The 7,172-nt window shown below is 62.0% G+C and carries 7 protein-coding genes; 5 read left to right on the top strand and 2 right to left on the bottom strand.

All coding sequences use genetic code 11. The features are described from left to right. Together PO883_RS33300 and PO883_RS33295 are read left to right on the top strand one after the other, a co-directional pair. Positions 1–493, top strand: a 493-nt coding sequence (locus tag PO883_RS33300; RefSeq protein WP_289313610.1) for a hypothetical protein, incomplete at its 5' end; no start/stop codon positions are given. Next, positions 490–735 carry a hypothetical protein gene (locus PO883_RS33295; RefSeq protein ID WP_289313609.1) on the top strand — a complete coding sequence of 82 codons (246 nt, stop codon included), beginning with the start codon at positions 490–492 and terminating at the stop codon, positions 733–735. The genes PO883_RS33300 and PO883_RS33295, both read left to right, overlap by 4 nt. 636 nt (positions 736–1,371) lie before the next feature. Here PO883_RS33295 and PO883_RS33290 read toward each other — a convergent pair. Further along, positions 1,372–1,737: a helix-turn-helix domain-containing protein gene (locus tag PO883_RS33290; protein WP_289313608.1), complete on the bottom strand. Its 366-nt coding sequence runs from the start codon at positions 1,735–1,737 to the stop codon at positions 1,372–1,374. Between the two features lie 147 nt (positions 1,738–1,884). Between PO883_RS33290 and PO883_RS33285 the strand changes: the two genes are divergently transcribed. The 3 genes from PO883_RS33285 to PO883_RS33275 are packed head-to-tail and all read left to right on the top strand — an operon-like array spanning position 1,885 to position 6,450. Continuing rightward, the gene (locus tag PO883_RS33285; RefSeq protein WP_289313607.1) at positions 1,885–5,019 is read left to right on the top strand and encodes a CHC2 zinc finger domain-containing protein; all 3,135 of its coding nucleotides are present in this window, start codon (positions 1,885–1,887) and stop codon (positions 5,017–5,019) included. A 4-nt stretch (positions 5,020–5,023) separates the two neighbouring features. Further along, on the top strand, positions 5,024–6,118 hold the full coding sequence (gene xerC, locus PO883_RS33280) for a site-specific tyrosine recombinase XerC (protein WP_289313606.1): 1,095 nt from the start codon (positions 5,024–5,026) through the stop codon (positions 6,116–6,118). Positions 6,119–6,171: 53 nt separating this feature from the next. Further along, entirely contained in the window at positions 6,172–6,450 is a 279-nt protein-coding gene (locus tag PO883_RS33275) for a hypothetical protein (RefSeq protein ID WP_289313605.1), read from the top strand. A 427-nt stretch (positions 6,451–6,877) separates the two neighbouring features. Here PO883_RS33275 and PO883_RS33270 read toward each other — a convergent pair. After that, positions 6,878–7,172: hypothetical protein (locus PO883_RS33270; protein WP_289313604.1), on the bottom strand; the 295-nt coding region annotated here is incomplete at its 5' end.

The following is a 7,172-nucleotide window of genomic DNA, read 5'->3' as shown; positions in this document are numbered from 1 at the left end:
CTTAGAACGGGCGGCGGTAACTATGGGGCCCGCGCGGCCTGTGCCTCGTGTAAATGTAGCCGATAGATTTGAAAAGATGTCGCGTCCTGATGGTGGATTTGATTTCGACTACCTGGACCCCACCAAGCATGGGTTGCAAGCCACAATTAGCAAGAATGGTGTGTTGTCAATGGATGTTCGCGCCAACCCTGCTCTTTCTCCTACGCTCGGATCAGGCCGAGATATGGGGGCGAGCTTAATGAACCGTCTTGCTGCGGAAGGTATTGAGGTAAAGCAATTTGACGCATTGTGGATGAAGGGATCCAAGGACGTCAGTTCCAATTATACGTACTACAACAAAATGCAATATTCAATGAATCCACTCGATGCGGCAAGAGGAACTTGGACAGGGAAGTTCTTTTCGGAATACGGATTTGATATCGTTAAACCACCAGTTATAGTTAATGCACCCAACAAAGCCTTTACGGCAACTTTTGTAAGAAGACAGCCATGATGGAGAAATTATTACTCGGCAGTCCTGCTTCGAAAATATTTCGGGCACTGCAGCACGAAAATGCGTCGATTGGTGCACGCGAGTTGGGCTATATTCTTATGGCCGAATTTCCTAACATCAGTCCCGCTGCGTCTATGTCCATTCGGAAATGGTTAAACCCGGCCATGGAGGAAGAGTTCCCTGACGAGCAAATTGACGCCTTGATTTTGCACTATCTCAAAGAGGCTGGGTACGTCACGTAAGGTCACCTCGTTACCGTGAAAGCTCGCGGGCATCGAGGTCGGGGCATCGGGGTTGGTGCCGACGAATGTACGAGCGGGGCAGTAGGGCAGAAATCGGCCGCGTGACGCAGCTGGCGTCGGCCGTATCCTGCTCGTATCCTGTCGTTGCCTATGCGTGACGGCACGGGGTGCCGACAAACGGACACGGACGGAGCAGTAGGTGGCAGTGTCGGCACCAAACGGTACTGCTCGTATCCTGTTCGTATCCTACTGGTATCCTGGTCGTATACTGTCCGTATGCTATTCGTATCTCATCCGGGCTGTGAAAAATCCGCTCCGGTATCAAAACCCCAGCAAGAAACGGTCACGGCAGGGTGCGCGGGGAGTCCCCGCCACCCCTGCCGATCTCTCACACATCACGCAACCCTGCGGGTTGGCGCAAAGCCCGCCGTTGCAGGCTTTGCGCGTTAAACGCTACCGCATTCTGCGTTTAACGCTTGACGCTGAAACGGCCCGTAGCGCCCGCCGTTGCAGGCGGTCTGTGTTAACGAGGTCTGCCGCTGCCATGCCTTTTAAATTAAAAAAAGCCGTCCCCAACCCACTGCTGTTCGCGTGGGTTCCAGGTGCGGCTTCTTTTTTAGCTGCTAAGAAAGAGCGCTAAGCGTTGGCCTGAGCCAGCACCGTTTCCAGCATTTCCATCACAAAGCGCTGCTTCTGCTTGGGCAGTTCGCCGATGCGCTTGATGCTGCGTTCCAGCTCCGAGGCAGGCCCGCGCTTGCCACTGCGCGGGACGGCGACCGCCGCCAGGCCAAGCAGCAAATCGACCTGTACCTTAAACGTCTCGGCCAGGGTCGGCAGCATCGACGCCGGCACGCGCAGGCGCGCCACCTCGTAGTGGGCGAGCGTCTGCTGCGCGATGCCGAGCACTTCGGCCAGTTGCTGCTGCGTCATGCCATGTTCGTGGCGCAGCTGGGCGATGCGCTTGCCCAGTTCTACGAAGAACGGCTTGTCGTTTGAGGCCATTGCATCCATCCAAAGGTGCGTGTGTGACCCCATAAGATACCTCCTGTTTTTAGAAACAGAGTTGACAATACTCTGAAATAGAGTAATGATCAAGGCGGTTATTTTTATTTGTACCCCCTTGACAGGTTTTTGAGCTGAGCGCGAAAAATGGCACGTATCCCCGAAGCTGACATCGAGCGGCTAAAAAATGAAGTGTCGCTGGTGCGTCTGATCGAGAGCCAGGGACACACGCTGACCAAGCGCGGCCGCGATTGGGTGATGCGCTGCGTGTTCCACGAGGACGCCACCGCCAGCCTGGTCGTTACCGAAAGCAAGAACCTGTACCACTGCTTCGGCTGCAATGCGGCCGGCAGCGTGATCGACTGGGTGATGAAGACGCAGGGCGTATCGTTGCCGCATGCCGTGCAGTTACTGCGTAACGGGGCGCCGCTGGAAGGCGGGCAGGCCGGGGATAAGGCAGGCGTCAAGCGCAGCCACCAGCGGCACCTTCCTCCTTTAGTTGCCGACACGGCCGACGAGCAGGCGCTGCTGGTGCAGGTGACGGACTACTACCATTCGGCGCTGAAGCAGTCGCCCGACGCGCTGGCCTACCTGCAAAGTCGGGGCCTGGTCAGCAGCGAGATGATCGACGTGTTCAAGCTGGGCTACGCCGACCGCACGCTGACGTACCGGCTGCCGCCAGGGCAGAACGTGGCCGGGCGCGAAATCCGTACCCGATTGCAGGCGCTGGGCGTGTACCGCAGCAGCGGGCACGAGCACCTGAACGGCTGCATCGTGGTGCCGGTGATCGGCATGGAGGATGGCGCCATGCCCGAGCAGGCCGGCCAAGTCATGCAGTTGTACGGCCGGCGCATCGCGCCGAACGGCAAGATCCCCGCCGACCAGCCGCGCCACATGTATCTGCCGCGCCCGCTCAAGGGCGTCTGGAACGAGGCGGCGCTGGTGGCCAGCCGCGAAATCATCTTGTGCGAGTCGTTGATCGACGCCATGACGTTCTGGTGCGCAGGTTTCCGCAACGTGATCGCGGCGTATGGCGTGAACGGGTTCACGCTTGATCACTGGCAGGCGGTGAAGCGTTACGGCGTAACGCGGATGCTGATCGCCTACGACCGCGACGACGCCGGCAACGCGGCGGCCGATAAGCTGGCAGGCGAGTTCATGGACGCCGGCATTGAGTGCTTCCGGGTGCTGTTCCCGAAGGGGATGGACGCCAACGACTACGCGCTCAAGGTGCAGCCGGCCGCGAAAAGCCTAGGCCTGCTGCTGCACCAGGCCCAATGGATGGGAAAGGGGAAGCGGCCGGGCGTGACCGTCATCGAGCCGGCGCCGGATGCGTTAGAGGAAACAAGCGCGGCTAAAGAAGAAATGCCGGGTGAGATTGAACGCGCCGAGCCGGCAGATGTGCCGCCGACGTCCACGCCGGCCGCCGTCGCTGACACTTCCTCTTTAGCCGCCATGCCGGCGCCTGAGCTGCCACCGGTGCCTGCCATGCCCGCAGTGCCGGCGGGGGAACAAGCGGAGCAGTCAACCATCAAGGGCGAACTGCTGCTCGTGCTGGGCGACCGCCACTGGCGCATACGGGGCTGGCAGAAGAACCTGTCGCCGGAGACGATGCGCGTAAACGTGCAGGTGCGGCGCGACGCCAGTGACAGGGCGGATGCCGCCTACTATGTCGACACGCTCGACGTGTACAGCGCCAAGCAGCGCATGGTCTACATCAAGCAGGCCGCGCTTGAGCTGGGCGTGCAGGACGAGGCGATCAAGCGCGACTTGGGCCGTGTGCTGCTCAAGCTGGAAGGCTTGCAGGACGGGGCGATCCAGGAAGCGCTGGCGCCGAAGGATGCCGCGCCGACGCTGTCGGACGGCGAACAAGCGGCTGCCCTGGTGCTGTTGAAGGCGCCGGACCTGACGCGCCGCCTGGTGGCTGACATGGAGCGCTGCGGCGTGGTCGGCGAGGCGACCAACCTGCTGGCCGGCTACCTGGCCGCTGTGTCGCGCAAGCTCGATGCACCGCTGGCGGTGCTGATTCAGTCATCGTCGGCGGCCGGCAAAAGCTCGCTGATGGATGCAGTGCTGAACCTGGTGCCGGCTGAAGAGCGCATCCAGTACAGCGCCATGACGGGGCAAAGCCTGTTCTACCTGGGCGAGACGGATTTGCAGCACAAGATACTGGCCATCGCCGAGGAGGAAGGCGTGCGCCAGGCCGCGTATGCCTTAAAACTGCTGCAGTCGGACGGCGAGCTGACGATTGCCAGCACGGGCAAGGACGACACGACCGGCAACCTGATCACGAAGCAGTACCGCGTCAAGGGGCCGGTGATGCTGATGCTGACCACGACGGCCATCGACGTCGACGAGGAATTGCTGAACCGCTGCCTGGTGCTGACGGTGAACGAGTCGCGCGAGCAGACGCAGGCGATTCATGCGCGCCAGCGCGCCAAGCAGACGCTGGCCGGCTTGATGATGGACAACGACAAGCAGAGCATCATGGCCCTGCACCAGAATGCGCAGCGGCTGTTGAAAGCCGTGCACGTGGTCAATCCCTATGCCGACCGGCTGACCTTCCTGGACGACAAGACGCGGATGCGGCGCGACCACATGAAATACCTGACGCTGATCCGGGCCATCGCCTTGCTGCACCAGTACCAGCGGCCGGTGCGCTCGATCCTGCATCGTGACGTGCGCCTTGAATACATCGAGGTGACCAAAGACGATATCGCGTTGGCGAACAAGATCGCGCACGAGGTACTGGGCCGCACGCTCGACGAGCTGCCGCCGCAGCCCCGGCGCCTGCTCACGATGCTGCAAGCGTGGGTAGCTGAGCGCTGCGCCGCGCTGGACATGCAGCCGGCCGCGTTCCGCTTTACGCGCAAGGAGGTGCGCGAGGTGACGCGCTGGGGAGATACGCAACTAAAACTGTACTTCGCGCGCCTGGTGGAGCTGGAATACCTGATCGCCCACTTCAACGGACGGCGCCAGTCCACCGACTACGAGCTGCTGTACGACGGCAAGGGCGACAGCAATCCGCACCTGATGGGGCTGATCGACCCGGCCACGCTCGAGAAGGAACACGACAACGGCGCCGAGTGGTCGGATAAAAACAGCGAGTGGTCGGCCAGTGGGCGGGGTGTGGTCGGCATGCAGTCGGGGTGCGGTCGGGTGCTGGAAAGGCAGGCCGTGCCGGGTGTAGAGGCTGATTCGGCGCCGAGTGTGCCGAAAACGCGTAGTAAGAGAATCGGTACATCCGCTTCAGCCGCCGTTGTTGATGCAGTCGTAGGTTGATGCCATGGGAAAACGCGGTCAAGTCACCCCGCTGTCCGTCATCGGCCCGGCCGACGATCCGGGCAGCCTGTATCACCAGATGCAGCAGTTCCTGCAATGGATGCGCGAGCGCAATTACAGCTACCGCACCACGGACAACCGCGAAGTGTATCTGCGCTACTTCATCCTGTGGTGCGACGAGCGGGGCTTGGTGCGCCCGCAAGAGATCACGCGGCCGATCCTGGAGCGCTACCAGCGCTACATGTTCCTGTACCGTAAAAAGGATGGCCAGCCGCTATCGACACGCAGCCAGGCCACGCGGGTGACGCCGATCCGCGCCTGGTTCAAGTGGCTGACCAAGACCAACCGCATCCTGTACAACCCGGCGTCGGACCTGGACCTGCCGCGCATGGAACATCGCTTGCCGCGCCATATCCTGACGGCGGCCGAGGCCGACCGGGTGCTCAACGTGCCTGACATCACGACAGCGACAGGCCTGCGCGACCGCGCCATCCTGGAGACCCTGTACAGCACGGGTATCCGCCGCATGGAGATCCTGGCCCTGAACCAGTTCGACATCGACATCGAGCGCGGCACGATGATGGTGCGGCAGGGGAAAGGCAAAAAGGACCGGATGATTCCGATCGGCGAGCGGGCGCTGGCGTGGATACAAAAGTACCGCGACGACGTGCGATCGGAGCTGGCGCCGGCCCAGGACGACGGCACGCTGTTCCTGACGCAGTTGGGCGAACCGTTCACGCCGAACCGGCTGACGCAGATGGTGCGCGACATCATCGACGCGGCCAAGATCAACAAGCGCGGCAGCTGCCACCTGTTCCGGCACACGATGGCGACCTTGATGCTCGAGAACGGGGCCGATATCCGGTTCATCCAGGCGATGCTGGGACACGTTGAACTGAAGACCACGCAGATTTACACGCAGGTGAGCATCGTCAAGCTCAAGGAGATCCACACGCTGACGCATCCTGCGCGCCTGGAGCGGTTGCGGAGCGCGGGGGATGCCGACGCCCAAGGCGAGGCCGAAGACGCCGCCAGCGACCTGTTGGCCGCATTGGAAGCCGAAGCCGATGAGGAGGAGCCGGGCACCGGCGGAGCTTGAGGCGAACGAAGAGAGTGCGTGGTGGTCCAACTGTTACGCAGTAACGAACTTGAATGGGAGGCAAGATCATGGCCAAGACTGCAGCCGAGCGACAAGCTGCGTACCGGGCGCGTCGGCCGATGGCGGGCCGCAACGGCGAACGCCGGCTCAACACCTGGATGAGCACTGGCGCCGCCTTGGCGCTGGCCAGGTTGGCCAAACGTTACGGCGTAACGCAACGCGACGTGCTGGAGCGTTTCATCTGTACCGAGGATGATCGGATCCTTGCGGGCATCGAGCCGAACACGCCTGAGTGGGATGACTACTTGGGCATCAAGCCCGTTACGCGGTAACGACGCCCTCAACAGTAGCGGCCTCGACAGTGCAACGACTGGCCAGCCGCTGCGCGGTACTGCCAGCCGCGAGGCGGATACCAACACCCACGCTATGAATCGAGTCAGGACAACAAGGCGCGCGCCGACGGCGCTTGCCGCCGCGCTTCGCCGTCAGCCAGCTACCTGCCACGCAAAAGCACAGCCCCTCCGGGGTAAATCGGCCGCTGCGCGGCCGCTTTAACATAACGCGGCATTCCGCAAAGCCGGCCCATTCGCTGCGCTGCGCTTCGCTCGGTGGTCCGGCCCCGCGCTGCGCCGGGCCCAAGGGTTCGCGGAACACGCGCTATGTCTTGCGCCCCTTAGCGTCTGCCAAGCCAGCATGTGCTGCGCATGGTTTCGGTCAGGCGCTGCGCGCGTCCACCACACGGGGTGCTGCCAGTCAGTGTTACAGGGCGCGCTCGTTCCTCGCTTGCCGCCGCGCTCCGCCGTCAGTCAGGTCACGAGCACGCAACCCCAACACCAACCCCAACACCGCGACTAAAAAGAAGACCATGAGCCGCGTCCGTATAATTACGCCGGCGAGCGCGCTGGCGTGTCGGCCGGCGGCAAGTGGAAAAGAAAAGCGCGTCGGCGAAAATTTACCGAACAAGAAGTGCTTCTGGCGGCCGGGCCGGTGGAAACCCGCATGGCGTCTGGGTTTCAGCCGGTTGGCGGCGAAAACTGTGCCGGTTCCACTTGTT

It is taken from the genome of Massilia sp. DJPM01 (assembly GCF_030348125.1).
Lineage (GTDB): Bacteria > Pseudomonadota > Gammaproteobacteria > Burkholderiales > Burkholderiaceae_D > Telluria_A > Telluria_A frigida.
This window is presented reverse-complemented; position numbering and strand designations above follow the sequence as displayed.

Coding starts and splice junctions, on each gene's coding strand:
- PO883_RS33295 (WP_289313609.1), top strand. CDS start 490: ATGATGGAGAAATTATTACTCGGCAGTCCTGCTTCGAAAATATTTCGG.
- PO883_RS33290 (WP_289313608.1), bottom strand. CDS start 1,737: ATGGCCTCAAACGACAAGCCGTTCTTCGTAGAACTGGGCAAGCGCATC.
- PO883_RS33285 (WP_289313607.1), top strand. CDS start 1,885: ATGGCACGTATCCCCGAAGCTGACATCGAGCGGCTAAAAAATGAAGTG.
- xerC (WP_289313606.1), top strand. CDS start 5,024: ATGGGAAAACGCGGTCAAGTCACCCCGCTGTCCGTCATCGGCCCGGCC.
- PO883_RS33275 (WP_289313605.1), top strand. CDS start 6,172: ATGGGAGGCAAGATCATGGCCAAGACTGCAGCCGAGCGACAAGCTGCG.